The 15,848-nt window shown below is 41.4% G+C and carries 16 protein-coding genes; 9 read left to right on the top strand and 7 right to left on the bottom strand.

Features of this window, described 5'->3' with window-relative positions; genetic code table 11:
- Positions 1–18 precede the first annotated feature (18 nt).
- Complete coding sequence (nhaC, locus tag A9267_RS11995) at positions 19–1,494, top strand: Na+/H+ antiporter NhaC (protein ID WP_065109334.1); 1,476 nt, start codon at positions 19–21, stop codon at positions 1,492–1,494.
- 30 nt (positions 1,495–1,524) lie between these two features.
- Here the strand turns inward: nhaC and A9267_RS11990 are convergent, their stop codons facing one another.
- Together A9267_RS11990 and A9267_RS11985 are read right to left on the bottom strand one after the other, a co-directional pair.
- Complete coding sequence (locus A9267_RS11990) at positions 1,525–2,877, bottom strand: NAD(P)/FAD-dependent oxidoreductase (RefSeq protein ID WP_065109333.1); 1,353 nt, start codon at positions 2,875–2,877, stop codon at positions 1,525–1,527.
- Positions 2,878–2,936: 59 nt separating this feature from the next.
- Positions 2,937–3,527 carry a GNAT family N-acetyltransferase gene (locus A9267_RS11985; protein WP_065109332.1) on the bottom strand — a complete coding sequence of 197 codons (591 nt, stop codon included), beginning with the start codon at positions 3,525–3,527 and terminating at the stop codon, positions 2,937–2,939.
- A gap of 150 nt (positions 3,528–3,677) precedes the next feature.
- On the opposite strand from A9267_RS11985, the gene A9267_RS11980 reads away from it, so the two are divergent.
- The 5 genes from A9267_RS11980 to A9267_RS11960 all read left to right on the top strand — a co-directional run bounded on the left by A9267_RS11980 (position 3,678) and on the right by A9267_RS11960 (position 8,449).
- Positions 3,678–4,424: a spondin domain-containing protein gene (locus tag A9267_RS11980; protein ID WP_080916941.1), complete on the top strand. Its 747-nt coding sequence runs from the start codon at positions 3,678–3,680 to the stop codon at positions 4,422–4,424.
- A 12-nt stretch (positions 4,425–4,436) separates the two neighbouring features.
- Positions 4,437–5,189, top strand: a complete 753-nt coding sequence (locus tag A9267_RS11975) for a spondin domain-containing protein (protein ID WP_055023548.1) — start codon at positions 4,437–4,439, stop codon at positions 5,187–5,189.
- A gap of 135 nt (positions 5,190–5,324) precedes the next feature.
- On the top strand, positions 5,325–6,050 hold the full coding sequence (locus tag A9267_RS11970; protein ID WP_065109331.1) for a response regulator transcription factor: 726 nt from the start codon (positions 5,325–5,327) through the stop codon (positions 6,048–6,050).
- A 43-nt stretch (positions 6,051–6,093) separates the two neighbouring features.
- Complete coding sequence (locus A9267_RS11965) at positions 6,094–7,569, top strand: sensor histidine kinase (protein ID WP_065109330.1); 1,476 nt, start codon at positions 6,094–6,096, stop codon at positions 7,567–7,569.
- A gap of 169 nt (positions 7,570–7,738) precedes the next feature.
- Positions 7,739–8,449: a DUF6445 family protein gene (locus A9267_RS11960; RefSeq protein WP_055023551.1), complete on the top strand. Its 711-nt coding sequence runs from the start codon at positions 7,739–7,741 to the stop codon at positions 8,447–8,449.
- A 117-nt stretch (positions 8,450–8,566) separates the two neighbouring features.
- On the opposite strand, the gene A9267_RS11955 is transcribed toward A9267_RS11960, so the two are convergent.
- A complete protein-coding gene (locus A9267_RS11955) occupies positions 8,567–8,785 on the bottom strand; it encodes a hypothetical protein (RefSeq protein WP_055023552.1) in 219 nt (72 codons plus the stop codon).
- Positions 8,786–9,096: 311 nt separating this feature from the next.
- The gene (gene hemE / locus A9267_RS11950) at positions 9,097–10,161 is read right to left on the bottom strand and encodes a uroporphyrinogen decarboxylase (protein ID WP_055023553.1); all 1,065 of its coding nucleotides are present in this window, start codon (positions 10,159–10,161) and stop codon (positions 9,097–9,099) included.
- 468 nt (positions 10,162–10,629) lie between these two features.
- Here hemE and A9267_RS11945 point away from each other — a divergent pair, with 468 nt between their 5' ends.
- Entirely contained in the window at positions 10,630–11,109 is a 480-nt protein-coding gene (locus A9267_RS11945; protein ID WP_055023554.1) for an Rsd/AlgQ family anti-sigma factor, read from the top strand.
- 132 nt (positions 11,110–11,241) lie between these two features.
- Here A9267_RS11945 and A9267_RS11940 read toward each other — a convergent pair whose 3' ends face one another.
- From A9267_RS11940 to A9267_RS11930, 3 genes are all read right to left on the bottom strand, one after another.
- Complete coding sequence (locus A9267_RS11940; RefSeq protein ID WP_065109329.1) at positions 11,242–12,285, bottom strand: MJ1255/VC2487 family glycosyltransferase; 1,044 nt, start codon at positions 12,283–12,285, stop codon at positions 11,242–11,244.
- A gap of 68 nt (positions 12,286–12,353) precedes the next feature.
- Positions 12,354–12,863: a phosphatase PAP2 family protein gene (locus tag A9267_RS11935; protein WP_055023556.1), complete on the bottom strand. Its 510-nt coding sequence runs from the start codon at positions 12,861–12,863 to the stop codon at positions 12,354–12,356.
- A gap of 321 nt (positions 12,864–13,184) precedes the next feature.
- Positions 13,185–13,442 carry a YgjV family protein gene (locus tag A9267_RS11930; protein WP_055023557.1) on the bottom strand — a complete coding sequence of 86 codons (258 nt, stop codon included), beginning with the start codon at positions 13,440–13,442 and terminating at the stop codon, positions 13,185–13,187.
- Positions 13,443–13,824: 382 nt separating this feature from the next.
- Between A9267_RS11930 and rraA the strand changes: the two genes are divergently transcribed.
- Together rraA and A9267_RS11920 are read left to right on the top strand one after the other, a co-directional pair.
- Positions 13,825–14,310, top strand: a complete 486-nt coding sequence (rraA, locus tag A9267_RS11925) for a ribonuclease E activity regulator RraA (protein ID WP_055023558.1) — start codon at positions 13,825–13,827, stop codon at positions 14,308–14,310.
- Between the two features lie 259 nt (positions 14,311–14,569).
- Positions 14,570–15,607, top strand: a complete 1,038-nt coding sequence (locus tag A9267_RS11920; protein ID WP_065109328.1) for a formimidoylglutamase — start codon at positions 14,570–14,572, stop codon at positions 15,605–15,607.
- The last annotated feature ends 241 nt before the right edge of the window (positions 15,608–15,848 follow it).

Genomic DNA, 15,848 nt, shown 5'->3' with positions numbered 1-15,848 from the left:
AACTCTAGGGATCGCTTTATGTCTGACTCTCAACTCAAACAACCTAGTTTGTTTGACGCCCTTGCACCTGTTATCGCCCTTATCACCATGCTGGGCGCTGCGGTGTACCTTTTCTCTTCTGATAGCTCATCAGGAGCAAACCAAATTGCACTGATTCTCGCCGCTTGCATTGCCATTTTAATTGGTTACAAAAATGGCTACAGCTGGAACCAAATGGAACGTGGGATCATTAAAAGTATTGGTGTCGCAACTGGCGCTTTACTGATCTTATTTACTGTTGGCTCCCTAATCGGTACTTGGATTTTAGCCGGCACAGTGCCGACAATGATTTACTACGGTATGCAAATCCTCCATCCACAATATTTTTATGCCGCCAGCTGTATTTTATGTGCCGTTGTCGCTATAAGCATCGGTAGTTCGTGGACAGTAGCAGGTACTATTGGTATTGCCCTTATTGGTATCGCTTCAGCGATGGGTTTAGATATCAATATCACTGCAGGTGCAATCATCAGTGGCGCTTATTTTGGCGATAAAATGTCACCATTATCTGACACAACCAATCTAGCTCCTGCCGTTGCTGGCTCAAATATCTTTAGTCATATTAAGCATATGACTTGGACCACTGTGCCCAGCATTATTATTGCCTTAATCGTGTTTACTTTTTTAGGTTTATCAGCCGATGTATCCAGCTTTAACTCGGAACTAGGTGGTACGCTGACATTACTAGAAAATACTTACCAACCTGGGTTGCATTTATTACTACCATTATTAGTTGTGCTCTTTTTGGCAAATAAGAAAATGCCCGCCTTTCCAACCGTGATTATTGGTACCTTAGCGGGTGCTATCTGCGCAGCCATTTTCCAGTTTGATAATGTGATTACTTACGTTAACGACCCACAGTTATTACCAGTAATTGCCATCATTAAAGGCATTTGGATTGCGATGTTTGATGGTTATGTGGCTAATACTGGCGATACCGTGCTCGACAATCTATTAAGCCGTGGCGGCATGAGCAGTATGGTGACAACAGTCTGGTTAATATTGTGTGCTATGGCTTTTGGCGGCGTGATGGAAGTGACAGGCTTATTAGCTCGCTTACTTGAAAGCATCATGAATTTAGTGACAGGCACCAGCAGCTTAATTATCACCACTCTTGGGGTCTGTATTGGCGCTAATGTGATTACTGCCGACCAATATATTGCCATCGTATTACCCGGTAGAATGTTAAAAATGGAATATCAAAAGCGTAAACTTGCACCTGTCAATTTAAGCCGCTCTTTAGAAGATTCAGCAACTGTCACTAGCCCGCTGATCCCCTGGAATACTTGTGGCGCCTTTATGGCAAGTACCCTAGGCGTGGCGACTATCGCATACCTACCCTACGCTATTTTTAACTTAGTTTGTCCGTTTATCAGTGCGTCTTATGCCTATTTCAATATTAAAATTGAGCCATTAGATGAATCAACGCTCAATGAAGAAATTCAAGCAAGCTAGCCTTGATGATATCGATGTATAAAATCAGTATTAACCGAATTTATCTTTGAGCCAGCCATAATGATAATAACCCCATTGCCCTAGCCGTCTTGCTTTTGCAAACGGCATCTGTGGTAATGGGGAGTTATACAAAGGTAAGTTCGGTAAGGTTTCTCCTGCAATACTTTGTGCCAGTCTAAAGGCAGCTTGAGCGCTAAATGATACGCCGGCGCCGCAATAACCCAAACTGTAACCAACGCCATTTTTACCGTAAACATGGGGCATGTCATCCATTGATGCTGCTATCCACCCCGTCCAGTTATAAGCAACCTTCTTTCGGCTCAGATGTGGAAAGCACTTATCCATCGCAAGTTTCAAACGCTGACCATATATCGGCTTAGCCGCGTCCTTGCCCCATACGGCGCCACGGCCTCCAAACAATAAACGGTTATCGGGCAGCAATCTAAAGTAATACTTTAATATTCGCGTATCCATGGTCACTTGGTGACTATGTAAACCTGCCGCTTTTAGCTCATCTGCAGTTAATGGTTCAGTGACGATAATATTGCTCAGTATCGGTAAAAACTTATCATCTATTCTTTGGTTCAGCTGCTTAGGCGAATAAGCATTACCCGCCATGATCACCTTATTGGCTAACAGTTCACCTTGATCCGTTACTAAACGGTGCTTTCCATTTTCTTCTATCCAGTCACGCACACAGGATTGCTCGTTTATGGTTATTCCCTGTTTTTCAAGCATGGACTTATAGCCCAGTAATAGCTTAAGAGGGTTAATCCCAAAGCCATCATTCAGCCTTAACGCACCATAAGCTTGATGATGGTTAAGGTACTGCTCTCTAAAGTGTTCAGCAGTAATAAACTCGGCTGTAAAATCGCTGCCTTGGGCCATATTTTTTTGAATATATTCGGCTGCCGCTTTAAGGTTTTTTAACGCTTTTGGATTATGAGCGACCTTGAGATAACCTTTATCTTGTGGCTCACACTGAATGTGATGTTGCTGTATTAATCCTTCAACTCGACTTACCGCTTGACTAAATTCACTGTAGATCCCGCGCGCAGTGTCTAGATCCCAACGTTCAGCCATTGCTGAATACCCCAAACGACCAGACCCTTTTAATACAAAACCCGCATTGCGAGCGCTAGCGCCAAACCCCACTTGATTAGCCTCAAGCACACGACAATCAATGTGGTATTGTGTCGCTAAATAATAAGCCGTCAATAGACCAGTATAGCCGCCGCCAATAATAGCAACGTCTGTTTGCTGAGAACCTTTGAGCGAGGGAAGTAATGCGGGTAATGATTGTGTGATCGCCCAGTAGCTATGCGCAAAAGGCTGCTTAGCAGGTGATTGATTAATTAAGGGATCATACAAAGCTTGAGGCATGTTGGGTACTCGTGGTTAACACCAATGTGGTCATACAGAGAAATGTTAAAATGAGTTATTTAGTTAAACTCAATCACCATTTCACAGGCTGTACAGTGGCAATCATCGCCACATATCACGCACAGATAATCACTGTTGTCTTGCTGCTGGTTCCATCGACTCGGATGCTCTTTAATCAATTTACCGCCAGCATGAGTAAAGTAGCCCACTGCTGAATTTTTAGGGCTTTGTTTCCACAAATGACTCACTCCAGCTGTCGCACCTTGCGCTTTTACTGCTTTGATAGAGGCTTGTAGTAGTTGCGAACCTATGCCTTGCCCTCTAAGCTCTTGAGCCACTGTATTGCACTTGAAGTAACACATTTGATCGGGTGAAACTGGCCATTTTTGTGGTGTACACCAATTATCAATTGGCCAATTGCCCGCTGCATAGGTCAGTCTAAACCCAGCTATTTTTGATTGTTCTTGCGCCTGATGTACCGATGATAATTGTTCATTTTCTGCGATAAAATGGGCATTAATATTATTTTTTATTCCCATTTGATAAATATTTTCCAGCGAAGGCATGTCTAAGTAACCTTCACCATGCACTAAATTACCTAGCTCAATAACCTGTTGAAAATCTTCAGGAGTTAGTGTTCTTATTATCATTTTCACACCCTAAAATTTTACTATTCACCATCACGATAACACAAAAAAATCGCTCAAATAAACGATGTTAAACTTTTGTGATAATTTAGCGATAACCCAGTGAGATCCCTTTGTCAGAATCATTATCAATCAAACAAAAGGAGCTCTGTTATGAAATCATCAGTCTTAAAGACATCAACACACAAAAATTTATCAGTCAAAACCAGCTTGTTAACCCTTGGATTAGTTGCAGGCGGAATATTTAGTGCTCAAGCATCTGCAGCTGATTTAGAAATTAGTGTCGTTAACCTAACCCATGGTAATCATTTCACCCCGCTACTGATTGCTGCTCATGATACTGACAGTCACCTTTTCCATGTCGGTGAAATGGCCACACCAGCCTTACAAAAAATGGCTGAAGGCGGCGATGTTGGTGATTTAGATGCCGCCGTAATGGGTGCTGGTGGTTTTACCGCTGTTAACCCTGCAATGGGATTATTAGCCCCTGGCGCGAATGTAAGTGAAGTGATGCTCGACTCTATGGATATGACACATTTATCGATTGTGGCAATGGTATTACCAACCAACGATGCTTTTATTGGTTTAGATAGCTGGGAAATTCCGACTGAGGCAGGCAGCTACACTGTGTATTTAAATGCATATGATGCAGGTACAGAAGCCAACGATGAAATCGTCAATGGCGGCGGCATGTCAGGTGTTCCAGGTATTCCAGCTGCTCCTGGCGGTGACGGAGGTATGAATGGTACTGGTGTTATGGATGGTTCTACTAATGCTTATGTTCACACTCATCCAGGTGTGCTTGGCGATACTGATGCAGTAGGCGGTGCCAGTGATTTAGACAGTCGTATTCATCGCTGGTTAAACCCTGTGGCGAAAGTTGTTGTTACCGTCAAATAAGGGGGAATCGCAATGAGATATTTAACGAATACGTCCAAAAAACGCAGTCATCCATACAGTTTATCAGCCGTAGCACTTATCGCTGTGATTGGATTAAGTGGTTGTTCTGATGACGATGATGACTCACCAACACCGGCACCAGTGACACCAACGCCGCCAGCTGTGGTAATGCAAACATACACTGTCACTGTTACGAATTTAACAGCTAACCAGCCAATGTCTCCCATTGCTATCGCCTCTCATGGTGATGATGTCATGTTGTGGCAGGCCGGTGAAGCAGCCAACGTTGCACTAGAGAAAATCGCAGAAGGTGGTGATGCAGCAGATGTTGCTGCGATTGAAGGCATTACTTCAACCGTCAGTGGCGCTGGTATTTTAATGCCAGGGATGTCAGAAACCATTACCGTGACACTCGAAGAAGCCGATGTAGCCAACCTCACGGTTGCCACTATGTTAGTGAACACCAATGATGCATTTACAGGCTTAAACAGCTATGACATCAGTATGCTCGCAGTGAGTGATTCAGTATCTATGCGTGGCATGGTTTACGATGCTGGAACCGAAGCAAACTCAGAAGCACAAGGCACTATGCCTGGACCTGCTGATGGTGGTGAAGGCTACAACGCTGAACGTGATGATGTTGATTTTGTCCATATCCACCCTGGTGTTATCACTATGTATGATGGGTTAATGGATAGCGTATTAACGCCTTCACATCGTTTTGATAATCCAGCGGTTTCTATCTCGATTAGCCGTACTGAGTAAGTGATGCGAATGCATAGCTAATCAGATTGTTCAGCGATAGATTAAATTCTGTTTGATAACATTATTTAAACAATTTGAAATTTAATCTGCCCAAGTCAGGTCTGCTCAGTAGGGATCTGATTTGGGACATTCTGGATGAACGATAGCACTAAGCATAACGGCCATCAGATAAAGCCGCATATTTTACTTGTGGAAGATGAACAAGACTTAGCAAAACTTATCATGCTCAACTTAACAGCATTAAATTATGAAGTATTTCATGCGACTACGTTAAGTCAGGCAATGCAGATCATCGACACAAAAACGTTCGACCTCATTCTCATGGACAGGATGCTGCCTGATGGTGACGGCATCATGTTATGTCAGCAATTACGAGAAGCAGAAAAGTCATTACCAATAATGATGCTAACTGCAAAAGATTCTGAAGCCGACATTGTTTTGGGGTTAGAAGCTGGCGCTGATGACTATTTAGTGAAGCCATTTAGCGTATTAGAGCTTAGAGCCCGCGTTAAAGCCATGCTAAGGCGCAGTAAGGTTCAACAAGTACAAACTGAGCAATTGGACTTTAATGGGGTCACCATTAACTCAACCACCCGAGAGGTCGTATCCAATAACAGCCCACTTGAACTCACCGCAAGAGAGTTTGATTTACTGTTATTTTTAGCCAAGCACCCACTCCAAGTATTCAGTCGTATGCAATTGCTAGAGGCTGTTTGGGGTTATAACTATGATGGATACGAGCATACGGTAAATAGCCATATTAATCGTTTACGCAGCAAACTTGCCCGCAGTCCAGGTCATCCTGAGCTCGTAAAAACAGTGTGGGGAGTGGGTTATAAATTTTCTCCACCAGAAGCGTAAATGGATTATTTTTCTCTGATGTTACCAAGGCAGGCCAGTCATTATGAATCGACTATTTAATCGACTATTTCTTTCAGCGACATTGGTTGTGCTTATTCTGTTCATGGCGTTATGGCAATGGTTGCAACTCAATCATGAATTTAGTCGTAACCAAATTCAGCAATCTTTGCATCTCGAATTGGCTGAGCATATGGCACATATCAACCCATTACTCTCTCAAGGCATTACTTCTGATGCGGCATTAAAAGAAGCGTTTCATGATTTTATGTTACTTGGGCCCAGTTTTGAGATCTATACACTCGATCCAGAAGGCCGAGTCGTTGCTTATGATGCAAAAGAGGAGAAGATTAAAAAAAACCGAGTGAGTTTAGATAAAATTGAGCAGTTTATTGCACGCCGAGATTTACCTATATTAGGAACAGACCCTCGATCGACTGAAACTGAGAAGATTTTTTCAGTCAGCCCACTTATCACAGAGGATGGCCTTCACAGCGGGTATTTATACGTGATTATTGGCGGTGAAGATTATGACAGCTGGCAGGCGCTGATTAATTCTGAAAATCAGCCTAAACTATGGGGCGCTACGATTGGTTTTTGGGTGATATTTGCCTTGATATTGTTTGTATTATTATTAGGCTTTTTTACCCGTCCAATTCAAAAGTTAGCCAGTGATTTAACGCGTCTTAAAGCGTGTTCGTTTGAAGGGAATTCCTTCGACAGCAGCCTGACTCTCCCAAACCGTTATAACGGTAGCTTAGAAATCAAAAAGCTCAGCGAACATATTAATCATTTACTGCAAGAGCTTAATAATCAACATCAACAAGTTAAACGCCAGCAACAAGCAAAACATGACTTTTTACTGCATTTATCCCACGATTTAAAAACACCGCTCACCTCTTTATTAGGATATATAGATACCTGGTTGCTCTCCCCACCAAATGAGCGCCAACCAGAATACATAGAGTATGCGGCTAACTCAGGGCAAAACTTGCAACAATTACTATCGCAACTGCTTGAGCTTGCAGCACTTGAAAACGGTCAAATTAGCGCTCAAATTAAACAAATCAATTTGCGTGAGTTGTTACTCGATTTGAATCAGACATTTGCTCCTAGAGCTAAAAAGCTGGGAATAAGATTACAATTTAATATTACCGATGAATTACAGGTTTATACCGATCCACAATTGATGCGCAGAATCCTCAATAACCTTGTTGATAATGCGCTCAGATACACCCCTAAAGATGGCACTATTACCATTTACAGTGAAACGTTAAATGGTCAAACTTGGCTTGCAGTAAAAGATACTGGCGCAGGTATGCACAAGCATGAAGTGGACGCTTTAAAACAATTATCAATGCAACAACTTACCTTTTCACCAGAACAACCACTCCCACAATTAGGTGTTGGGCTTGCAATTGTTAGACAGCTCCTTGGGATATTAAAGTGCCGTATAAATATCGACAGTCAACCTGGTACAGGAAGTTGTTTTCATATTGAGCTGCTTTCTTCAAGTCATTGAGTGTTATGTGAGTAATCGTTACTCCGATTTTGATTACTCATTATTTTTTACAAGTTAATGAGCCACTTTTCTACCCATCGCATTTGAATGTTGATAACATAAATTCAACAAGCACCGTCCGTATTAAACGAACAATTATTATTTTAAATCGTTTGCAGGTAGATACAGCATGCACCCAATATATTCAGATGAACTCAACCTTCCTGATGCACCTTTCGATGCTCCTAAACTCAATTATGAAAAGCCCGAAGAAAATAAAAACTTTTGGATAATTGATAATTTCTTTTCTGAAAAGCAAGCAACAGAGATTGCCAATCGCTGTTTCATGAAAAGTAAGTGGAAGCTCGGCAAGCCTTATACTAGTGAGTTATGGCCTGGTATGCGCTCTAAAAACGCCTTGAAGAAAAAAGAGCTCTTACAAGTAGAAAACTGGATAAAAGAAACCCTAAAAGTCGATAAATTATGGGTTGCTGAATCAAACAGTGTCGTTGTTGATACAAACACAGCCATTTTGGTTGGGGCTGATGAAGGAGCGGCAAGGCCTCATGTTGATAATCGGCAGCTTTGTCGATACGGCGCCGTGCTTTTTTTAAGTAAAAATCCTAAACCACACTCTGGAACCTCTTTCTATCGCTTGAAATACGCGAATGAAGCTGCTGGCGGTAATCTAGTACAAAAACCCTATAACAATTTAGTGGATGCGTTAAACACCGACAGCTTACCTCCAAGTGCTTGGTATGAAGACGAAGCCATTGAAAATAAATTTAATCGCCTCATTTTATTCAAAGGCAATATGGTTCACAGCGCCAGTAGTTACTTTGGTAAAGAAAAGAGGGAAAAAAGACTCGCGATTACTTTCTTCTATATGACAGAGGATTAAACGTATAATTGCTCAAAGCATCAAAGCCAAAAACAACAAAGCCAAAAACAACAAAGCCACCTATTTAGGTGGCTTTACGTATCAAGTCAATTAATAACGAACCTTGTATGTCTACAATTAATCGTTATAAATTGATTGATATAAGCTTTTAATTTTGTGGAAGAAAAGACTCGCAATACCCGCAAACAAGCTAATCCACATCAATAATACTGAAGCAACTGTGATGTATTGCCCCATGTAATAATCAGCATTGGCTACATAGATGTAATGGGTGCCAGGAAGCAAAGCAGCAAAAATAGCGAAGAACACTAAAGCAACAATAATTTGAATTTTCATATTTAACTCTCTTTTAGCGAAGGCTACTAGATGTGGCTTCCATCCCATCGTGAAACAAAACTAGTTAGCATAAAATATTTATTCTCAGAATGTGTATAAAATATCAAATTAACTCTCTGAAGAATTTTGCAAAGATCACAAATTAGAATATCTCATATTTACTTTGTGACACATATCACCACACCTTTAACTCGATGATTCATATAAGCTAGTTCAGCTTTAGTCATTCGTCACTTTTTTCACAAATAAAAAAGACGAGCTAAGCTCGTCTTTTTTTACGCATCTTCACGACGCCTCAAACTTCATACCCATTACTTGTGGTATTTAGCCGATAACTCATGCACAGAGTTGATGAACGAACCGGCATGCTCAGGATTAACATGCTGATGAATACCATGACCCAAGTTAAATACGTGGCCAGTACCTTCACCGTAAGATGACAAGATTTGGTCAACTTCTTGATGAATACGCTCAGGTGATGCGTAAAGTACTGATGGATCCATGTTACCTTGAAGCGCAACTTTTTCACCAACACGGCGACGTGCATCACCGATATCAACAGTCCAGTCTAAACCTAGTGCATCACAACCTGTTTCAGCCATAGATTCTAACCATAGTCCGCCACCTTTAGTGAATAAAGTAACTGGTACTTGGCGACCGTCTGCATGACGAGTAAGACCATCAACGATTTTTTGCATGTAACGTAGCGAGAACTCACGGTAAGCATGGTGAGATAATGCACCGCCCCATGAGTCAAAAATCATTAACGATTGAGCACCGTTAGCAACTTGTGCGTTTAGGTATAAGATAACTGAATCAGCTAACTTGTCTAAAAGCATGTGTAGTGTTGCTGGCTCTTCGTAAGCCATTTTTTTGATCTTTTCAAACGTCTTGCTTGAACCACCTTCAACCATGTAGGTTGCTAGTGTCCATGGAGAACCAGAGAAACCAATTAATGGTACTTCACCTTTTAGTTCACGACGAATGGTGCTAACAGCACGCATAACGTAACCAAGCTCATCTTCAGGATCTGGGATAGCTAGCTTTTTGATAGCGTCGATTGTATCTGTAGGACGCTCGAAACGTGGACCTTCACCGGTTTCAAAATATAAACCTAAGCCCATTGCATCTGGAACAGTAAGAATATCTGAGAATAAAATTGCAGCATCTAAATCATAACGACGAAGTGGTTGTAGCGTCACTTCACATGCTAAATCTTGGTTCTTACAAAGAGACATAAAGTCACCCGCTTCTGCGCGAGTCGCTTTATATTCAGGTAGATAACGTCCAGCTTGACGCATCATCCAGACAGGGGTTCTGTCAACAGGCTGTTTTAATAAAGCGCGTAAATAACGATCATTCTTTAATTCTGCCATGGGGCTTGATTCCTAAACATATAGTGATATCCGCTGGCGCGTAGTTTAGCACTTATGCGATTAATGTAACCAGCAATGCTAAATTAATGTGAAGTAACACCCCAACTAGTATCGAAATTGCTAATGTAATCGTTATCGCGCTCACAATAATACTCATAATTAGGTATAGATTAGGCTAATTGGATAAAAAAGTTGCACCTATTGTTAGCGTTTGGTATAAAAAGTCTGCGCTAGCAAGAACAATCAAGAAGCACGATAAATCGAGCCCTTAAAAAATCTATTTGCCCAGTGATAGCTTGCTATCACTGGGCATTTTTCTTTCTGAACTCCACAGTTTCATTATTTTTTACAATTAAAACGTCCTTCTTCTGGTCGATCCATTCGATCTTTTACAGAAAATAGTTGATCAATAGTCACTTTCTCTCATACATTAAGTGTTATGGATTAGTTGCAATATTGGATTTCGTTATGCTGACAAAACTAGAAAAAGCCGAACAAAAGTGGGGCGGTTCTAACAAGCTTGTCGATCAATGGCTACAACACCGTAGAAATTTACTGATCCAATACTTCAATATTGCCGGTCTAGCCCCTTACACTGCGCCAGAAAAAAGCCTTCCAACCACAGAAACGGTCAAGCAATTTTGTGCACAATTAGTGGACTACGTTTCCGAGGGACACTTTGAAGTGTATGACCAAGTGGTCAACGAATGTGAGAAGTCTGGTGAAAGCAGTAAAGCCCGTGCACAACAGCTACTGCCTCAAATTAGCGAAACAACCGATGCTGCGCTTGACTTCAATGATAAATATACAGAAGTTGAAAGTGACGATGTATTGATGGACTTAGACGCCGATTTATCAAAATTAGCTCAAGCAATGGAAACGCGTTTTGCTTTTGAAGACGAACTTCTTGAGCAACTTTACGAACATCATTCAAAAGCGGCCAGTTAACGCTATTGCCAATTGTATGGGTGCTAGTCATTACCGTTAGCGCTGAGCATTTGCACATAAAATTAGCGCTTAAGAATAGTTTAAACCATTAGCTTTCCATTGCCCGCTCACAAGGCATACTCAGTTATACCTTCATTTACGCCAGTTATCTGGTAATTCCACCTGCGACCATAAATCGTTGCACAACATTTGATGTTGATGCCAGTCGCCCTGTTTTAACCATTTCACTAAAGCATCACCGACCTGAGGATACAGAATAGGCTTTGGCGATGCAGACTTTAGCCAACGTTTTAATACACTGCCATCTAAAGTGTCCATGCTTTGTGCAGCAGCAAGTAATTCTAATGCGGCCACATTAGATGACTGCTCAAATTGACCTAATAACGGTTTTACCAACAGCTTTTTGCCAAGCGTCATGGCTTCACTGGCCAGTTCAAACCCAGCATTGCCTATCACGCCGCCACATTGTGACATATGGGCTTTAAAACCCGTGCGATTGAAACCGAACCAATTAATATGGTCTGCCAATGCTATATTCGGTTCAGCAGCGTGATAGACATAGAATTGATATTGATTAAAAGGCGCCAAGAACCGAGCAATTTCATCTGGGCTTTCAAAAGGCAAATACACCAAAATCTGATGATGGTGATCACCGCAGTTTGGCTCGACTTCAACAAAAGGCGGAATAATTGGAAAACCAAAGTGATGCCAGTGGCAACCTAGTTTAATATCTGTTGGAGCGAAGTTATTCAGTAAACGTTCGTCAAGCCAACTCATCCCTTGTTTAGGCACAGGATACTGCAATGCAGCTTGATGGCTGATGCTTATTGATGTGACTCCCTGTTTTTTTGCTGCCCAAGCCGTCACAGGCTCAAAATCATTAATCACTAAATCATAATCAGATAAGTCCATGTGCTGCACTTCTGAAAAGATGGACGTAGAAAGATTGCGTCTAATGGTTTTTGGCAGATTAACTCGCCCACCTTCTGTCATAAATGACATACCTTTTCGCAGCTGAAAGTCACCAAAACAATCCATATCAAAATATTGATGTTCTTCTCGGCCACTGAATAAAAAATCGACCTCTATGTCCGTTTTACTCAGTGACTTCGCCATCACACGTGCACGGCTAATATGGCCATTTCCTGTACCTTGAACACCGTATAAGATTTTCATAAACGCCCTTGATTACCTGCCACTAATTTCTACATCCCACAAAATAAAAAGAGTTAAATACCCTGTGGTTAAATAAATTGCTCTGCCATGCTCACCGCTCCGAGCCCTAATGCTATTCCAGCTAAGATATCTAATGGGTAATGCACGCCAAGTGCGATTCTCGATAAGCCAATTGCCATAGCCCAAGTAAATGCCATCACAGCCAGTAATGGGAAAACATGCATCACGACTGATGCCATAATGAAGGCCGCCGCCGTATGCCCAGAAGGCAGGCTAAACTTATCAGATGGTTGAAAATCAGATTCAAACCCTGCAAATGCGGCGCAGGGACGATTGCGACGAATAAAATTTTTGAGTAATAAATAAAGAGGCAGCTCAATAATATAGCTGACTAACATAAGGTTGAAAAAGTGGCTTCCTTGAGGATGTAGAAACAACAATCCAACGGCCAAATACACATAAATATGGCCATCACCCGTTGCAGAGACCTGCTTAGCAAACTGATTAAGCTTATGCTCACGACAAAAGGTTAATATATGACAAAATAACAACTTATCTAAGTTTGCTATATTCACCATCTCGCTAGTCCTTTGGGTTATTTATTATCCAACCATGATTAGGACTGTAAATATGACCAATGACGCTGACATGACATTCTGTCGAAAGTTTTATGACAATGACGAATCTGATACTGATATCAAGTGTCCGCAATAACCGTCATAAGAGGAAGTGATATCTGAGCACAAACAGGCAAGCTTGCATCAGCCTTTATATGTCAATAAAGCGTTGGAACTGACATAAAGATAAAAACGAGAGAGGATATATGAAGCGTGGTTGGTAAATAGTAAATTTCAGTGATGGATTAAGGTGCCCAATAAAGGCACCTCGCTTGACCATTTTTACGCAGACGCTTCAGATAAGCTTTCTGACTTATTGGTACGATAGATTTTGATCAAATGGAAAATATTGATCCCCGCAACGAAGGCATTCATACCTGCTACTGGCCATGCTTCAATTTGCACACCGTAAATAACGAATAATGTACAACCCACAAAGTTTAACCAACGTAGCCAGATAATATCTTTCATCATTAATGAAATAGCCACCATAACTGATGCGCCATAACCTATGATTTCAACAACGTTTAACCCTTCCATAAGAACCTCTCATTAAGGCCCTCTGCCATCCATAAGCGTTACGGGGGGTCCGTGCCCCTAAAGCAAATAAAACAAACTGCATTTAATTAAGCGCTGATATTAACAAAATTTCATACAAGGTTGTAATAAAAAACCGTAATAAGATGACTAAGATCAATATAAACATCCTAATCCACCACTAATGTAAGTTAGTTTCCTACAACTTAGTCTCTGGTGCGATGTTGTGGGATTTCTCAACATCAGTTTATAAATCAACTTGTTGGTTTATCGTCATCTGGTGATGAATATCGCTTTTAATTTCACAAAAAGCTCATATAATTCATTTAAGATTGCTTAACTACTAGCGAGAAGTAACAAATCGCTACCCCCAAGGAGTGTCACTATGGAATACAACACCTCAGAACTGTGTGATATGTATTTAGATGTTGTTGATGTCGTAGAACCTATGTTCAGTAATTACGGCGGTACGAGCTCTTTTGGTGGTTCTATTAGCACCATTAAATGCTTCGAAGATAACGGCCTTATCGCAGATGCACTGCAAGCAGATGGTGAAGGAAAAGTATTATTAGTTGATGGCGGCGGTTCGATGCGTCGTGCACTAATCGATGCTTCTATTGCCGAGATTGCTGTTGCCAACAAGTGGGAAGGCATCATTGTTTATGGTTCTGTCCGAGATGTCGACACACTTGAAGAAATGGACATTGGCATTCAAGCACTCGCTTCAATCCCAATTGGCGCTGATGGTAATGGTGTCGGTGAAGTTGAAATCCCAGTTAACTTTGGCGGTGTAACCTTCTTACCTTGCGATCATATTTATGCTGATAATACTGGCATTATTTTATCGCCAGAAGCTTTAGACATCGACTAATCAACTTTCACCTTGTGAAGGTTAATTGATAACTACCGTCATATCATGAGCAGTCAAAATTAAAGCCAGCTTTGCTGGCTTTTTTATTTACTGTAATAGAACATTGTTTAAGCTAAATCTGCTTTACTCATTCATCACTGTCATGAACAATAGTGGCACAAGGCATCACAATAAATGCGCTAATAGCCCTTGTGGCCACAACAATAACGAACCCAACCTCGATAACAATAATACTTAACACGAGATAAAGTAGGTTTTTATGCTACAGATAATGACGCACGAAGCAATTAAGCAGTTTGTCTCCCCCCGTGATGGAGAGACAAAATTAGGACAAACAGTGCACGTGCTTGCACCATCCTTAACTAACAGTGCGGCGCAACAAGAAGCTTTACACCAGTTTAAATCCCAAGGCGGACAGTTCGTTATTCTTGGGATCAGCGAAGATGCAGGCCCTAGAGCAAACCTTGGTCGAGGTGGAGCAAATACGGCTTTTGAAGCAACGATGTCGCAATGGTTGAACTTGCAATCAAACCGATACCTTCATGGAAAAGAATGCCTTATTTTAGGCAACCTCCTACCTCACCATCTCGATGACAATGCCACTCAAGCCGACTTATCAAAAGCAACAGCAGAATTAGATGAGCAAGTTATCAACATCGTCAGTCAAATATTTGCAGCACAATTAACGCCTATAGTGATCGGCGGCGGTCATAACAATGCTTATGGCCTTTTAATGGCAGTAAAAGGTCAATTTAATCAAGCTGCTGCGGCGGTCAACCTCGATCCACATAGCGACTTTCGACCACGAGAAGGCCGACACAGTGGCAATGGATTTAGCTACGCAGCTGCCAATGGTGCATTAAGTTACTACCATGTACTTGGATTACATGAACTTAAAAATAGCGAAGCGACACTAGAACAACTCAGTTTATTTGGTGGTCAGTGGCATACTTTCCAGCAAATTTGGGTCAGACGAGAAATCAGCTTAACTGAGGCATTAACCCAGATAAGTAAGAATATTAATCAAACCCAATTACCAGTGGCGTTAGAGCTTGATGTCGATGCTATCGCTAAAATGCCGAGTAGTGCCTCAACTTTTGCAGGTATACCACTACTTGATGCCTGCCACTACGTCAGTTATATGGCTAAACATACTCAAACTGCATACTTACATATTGCTGAAGCTGCACCGCTATGTCATGAAGCGGGCGAGTCTGCTGGCAATAGAGATGTGGGTCAAAGTGTGAGTGAATTGATTTATGCTTATATTCAAGCCAAGCAACCGCAACACTATTAAAAAACACAAAAACAATTTTAAATCATAGTGTTACCGACATTCAATTTAAGACTAGGCGGTCATACTGGCAAAATGATAACGCCTACAAAGTATCAAGCACTGCGTAAAGTTGAACCCAGTGTTTAATTAAGGCGTATGATATTGACAGTTATGCTGTATTTGCGCCATTTGAGACTATTCAATATCGAGTCGTTTTGTGGTCTAATGCAGAGCAATTTTTTGCAAAGCTGCAAAACGATTC

This window comes from Shewanella sp. UCD-FRSSP16_17 (assembly GCF_001675935.1).
GTDB classification, from domain to species: domain Bacteria; phylum Pseudomonadota; class Gammaproteobacteria; order Enterobacterales; family Shewanellaceae; genus Shewanella; species Shewanella japonica.
Note: the sequence above shows the minus strand (reverse complement) of the source record. Positions and strands in the feature narration are given on the sequence as shown.

Coding starts and splice junctions, on each gene's coding strand:
- nhaC (WP_065109334.1), top strand. CDS start 19: ATGTCTGACTCTCAACTCAAACAACCTAGTTTGTTTGACGCCCTTGCA.
- A9267_RS11990 (WP_065109333.1), bottom strand. CDS start 2,877: ATGCCTCAAGCTTTGTATGATCCCTTAATTAATCAATCACCTGCTAAG.
- A9267_RS11985 (WP_065109332.1), bottom strand. CDS start 3,527: ATGATAATAAGAACACTAACTCCTGAAGATTTTCAACAGGTTATTGAG.
- A9267_RS11980 (WP_080916941.1), top strand. CDS start 3,678: ATGAAATCATCAGTCTTAAAGACATCAACACACAAAAATTTATCAGTC.
- A9267_RS11975 (WP_055023548.1), top strand. CDS start 4,437: ATGAGATATTTAACGAATACGTCCAAAAAACGCAGTCATCCATACAGT.
- A9267_RS11970 (WP_065109331.1), top strand. CDS start 5,325: ATGAACGATAGCACTAAGCATAACGGCCATCAGATAAAGCCGCATATT.
- A9267_RS11965 (WP_065109330.1), top strand. CDS start 6,094: ATGAATCGACTATTTAATCGACTATTTCTTTCAGCGACATTGGTTGTG.
- A9267_RS11960 (WP_055023551.1), top strand. CDS start 7,739: ATGCACCCAATATATTCAGATGAACTCAACCTTCCTGATGCACCTTTC.
- A9267_RS11955 (WP_055023552.1), bottom strand. CDS start 8,785: ATGAAAATTCAAATTATTGTTGCTTTAGTGTTCTTCGCTATTTTTGCT.
- hemE (WP_055023553.1), bottom strand. CDS start 10,161: ATGGCAGAATTAAAGAATGATCGTTATTTACGCGCTTTATTAAAACAG.
- A9267_RS11945 (WP_055023554.1), top strand. CDS start 10,630: ATGCTGACAAAACTAGAAAAAGCCGAACAAAAGTGGGGCGGTTCTAAC.
- A9267_RS11940 (WP_065109329.1), bottom strand. CDS start 12,285: ATGAAAATCTTATACGGTGTTCAAGGTACAGGAAATGGCCATATTAGC.
- A9267_RS11935 (WP_055023556.1), bottom strand. CDS start 12,863: ATGGTGAATATAGCAAACTTAGATAAGTTGTTATTTTGTCATATATTA.
- A9267_RS11930 (WP_055023557.1), bottom strand. CDS start 13,442: ATGGAAGGGTTAAACGTTGTTGAAATCATAGGTTATGGCGCATCAGTT.
- rraA (WP_055023558.1), top strand. CDS start 13,825: ATGGAATACAACACCTCAGAACTGTGTGATATGTATTTAGATGTTGTT.
- A9267_RS11920 (WP_065109328.1), top strand. CDS start 14,570: ATGCTACAGATAATGACGCACGAAGCAATTAAGCAGTTTGTCTCCCCC.